3 protein-coding genes are annotated in these 2,795 nt (G+C 71.7%); all 3 read right to left on the minus strand.

What is annotated here, in order from left to right; genetic code table 11:
* Positions 1-58 precede the first annotated feature (58 nt).
* Positions 59-1,393 (minus strand): sulfate adenylyltransferase subunit 1, encoded by a 1,335-nt coding sequence (locus AOK18_RS25905; RefSeq protein WP_055695909.1) that lies wholly within the window; start codon positions 1,391-1,393, stop codon positions 59-61.
* 2 nt (positions 1,394-1,395) lie between these two features.
* The gene (gene cysD / locus AOK18_RS25910) at positions 1,396-2,331 is read right to left on the minus strand and encodes a sulfate adenylyltransferase subunit CysD (RefSeq protein ID WP_055572402.1); all 936 of its coding nucleotides are present in this window, start codon (positions 2,329-2,331) and stop codon (positions 1,396-1,398) included.
* A gap of 5 nt (positions 2,332-2,336) precedes the next feature.
* Positions 2,337-2,795 (minus strand): adenylyl-sulfate kinase (cysC, locus tag AOK18_RS25915; protein WP_055695911.1); only part of this gene is annotated, 459 nt, incomplete at its 5' end.

The following is a 2,795-nucleotide window of genomic DNA, read 5'->3' on the forward strand; positions in this document are numbered from 1 at the left end:
GCCCACGACGTCCTCGGCGGTCCCGCCGCGGACGTCGTGGGCACGGGGAACTCCATGGTCAGAAGTCCCATCCGTCGTCCTCGGCCGCGTCCTTGACCGGGTCCGGTGCGGCGAAGGACTCGCCGGCCATGCCCGCGGTGAGCGTGGTGCCGTCGTTCGGGTCGATCAGGATGAACGACCCGGTGCGCCGCGAGTCCGCGTACGAGTCGGCCGGCAGCGGCTCGGCGGTACGGATCTTCACCCGGCCGATGTCGTTGGCGACGAGCGTGCCGGGGTGCGGGTGCAGCGACAGGTCGTCCAGCGTCAGCCGGGCCGGGATGTCCTTCACGATCGCCTTGACCGTGCGGGTGCCGTGCTTGAGCAGCACCCGGTGGCCGACCGTCAGCGGCTGGTCGGCGACGTGGCAGACGGTGGCCTCGACGTCCTGGGTGGTGGCCGGGGCGTCCTTGCTCGGGACGAGCAGGTCGCCGCGGGAGATGTCGATGTCGTCCGCCAGCAGCAGCGTCACCGACTGCGGCGTCCAGGCCGCCTCGACGGGCGTGCCCAGCAGGTCGATCCCGGTGATCGTGGTGGTCCGGCCGGACGGCAGCACGGTCACCTCGTCGCCGACGCGGAAGGTGCCCGCGGCGATCTGGCCGGCGTACCCCCGGTAGTCGGGGTGCTCGGCGTTCTGCGGCCGGATCACGTACTGCACCGGCAGCCGGGCGTGGCAGTGCGCCAGGTCGTGGCTGACCGGCACCGTCTCCAGGTGCTCCAGCACCGTCGGCCCGCCGTACCAGTCCATGTGCGCGGACGGCTCCACGACGTTGTCGCCGACGAGCGCCGAGATGGGGACCGCGGTGACCTCCGGGACGCCCAGCTCCGTCGCGTACGCCGTGAACTCCTCGGCGATCCGCGCGAACACGGCCTCCTCGTAGTCCACCAGGTCCATCTTGTTGACGGCGAGCACGACGTGGGGCACGCGCAGCAGGGCGGCGATGGCCGCGTGCCGCCGGGTCTGCTCGACCACGCCGTTGCGGGCGTCGACGAGGATGACGGTCAGTTCCGCGGTGGAGGCACCGGTGACCATGTTGCGGGTGTACTGCACGTGGCCCGGCGTGTCGGCGAGGATGAACCGCCGCCGCGGCGTGGCGAAGTAGCGGTACGCCACGTCGATGGTGATGCCCTGTTCCCGTTCGGCCCGCAGCCCGTCGGTGAGCAGGGCGAGGTCGGGAGCCTCCTGGCCCCGGCTCGCCGACACCCGCTCCACGGCCTCCAGCTGGTCGGTGAGGACCGACTTGGAGTCGTGCAGCAGCCGGCCCACCAGGGTGGACTTGCCGTCGTCGACGGAACCGGCGGTGGCGAACCGCAGCAGGGTGGTCTCCGCGAGCGCCTCACTCGTGATCGTGCTCATGTCTAGAAGTACCCCTCGCGCTTGCGGTCTTCCATCGCGGCCTCGGAGAGCTTGTCGTCGGCGCGGGTGGCCCCGCGCTCGGTCAGCCGGGAGGCGGCGATCTCGGTGATCACCTTCTCGATGGTGTCGGCCCCGGAGTCGACCGCGCCGGTGCAGGACATGTCGCCCACCGTGCGGTAGCGCACCAGCCGCCTCTCGACCCTCTCGCCGTCCTTGGGGCCGCCCCACTCGCCGGCGGTCAGCCACATGCCGCCCCGCTGGAACACCTCGCGGTGGTGGGCGTAGTAGATCTCCGGCAGTTCGATGCCCTCGCGGGCGATGTACTGCCACACGTCCAGCTCGGTCCAGTTGGACAGCGGGAAGACCCGGACGTGCTCACCGGGCGCGTGCCGGCCGTTGTAGAGGTTCCACAGCTCGGGCCGCTGACGGCGCGGGTTCCACTGGGAGAACTCGTCGCGCAGCGAGAACACCCGCTCCTTGGCGCGGGCCTTCTCCTCGTCGCGCCGGCCGCCGCCGAACACGGCGTCGAACTTCTCGGCGGCGATCTTCTCGGTGAGCGGCACCGTCTGCAGCGGGTTGCGGGTGCCGTCGGGGCGCTCGCGCAGCACACCGCGGTCGATGTAGTCCTGCACCGAGGCGACGTGCAGCCGCAGCCCGTGCCGGGCGACCGTGCGGTCGCGGTAGTCGAGGACCTCGGGGAAGTTGTGCCCGGTGTCGACGTGCAGCAGCGAGAACGGGACCGGCGCCGGCGCGAACGCCTTCAGCGCCAGGTGCAGCATCAGGATGGAGTCCTTGCCGCCGGAGAACAGGATCACCGGGTTCTCGAACTCGCCCGCGACCTCGCGGAAGATGTGCACCGCCTCCGACTCGAGGGCGTCGAGGTGGGAGAGGGCGTACGGGCTGTCGGTGCCCTCGCCGCCGGTCGCGACCGTGGCCACGGTGGTCATGCCAGTCCCCTTTCGGTCAGCAGGGCGTGCACCGCCGCGGCGGACTCCCCGACGGTCTGGTGCTGCGACTCGATGCGCAGATCGGGGGAGACGGGAGCCTCGTACGGGTCGTCCACGCCGGTCAGCCCGGTGAGTTCGCCCGCGGCCTGCTTGGCGTACAGCCCCTTCACGTCGCGTGCGGAGCACACCTCGAGGGGGGTCGCCACGTGCACCTCGACGTACGGCGTGCCGTTCGCCCCGTGCCGCTTGCGCACGGCGTCCCGGCTGTCCGCGTAGGGCGCGATGACCGGGACGAGCGCGGTGACGCCGTTGCGGGCGAGCAGTTCGGCGACGAATCCGATGCGCTGCACGTTGGTGTGCCGGTCCTCGCGGCTGAAGCCGAGGCCCGCGGAGAGGAACTCGCGGATCTCGTCGCCGTCGAGCAGTTCGACCCGGCGGCCCCGCTCGCGCAGCCG

The organism is Streptomyces prasinopilosus, assembly GCF_001419695.1.
Taxonomy (GTDB): Bacteria; Actinomycetota; Actinomycetes; order Streptomycetales; family Streptomycetaceae; genus Streptomyces; species Streptomyces prasinopilosus.

What these genes read in the sequence shown, in the direction of transcription:
- AOK18_RS25905 (WP_055695909.1), bottom strand. Translation starts at nt 1,393, where the DNA reads ATGAGCACGATCACGAGTGAGGCGCTCGCGGAGACCACCCTGCTGCGG.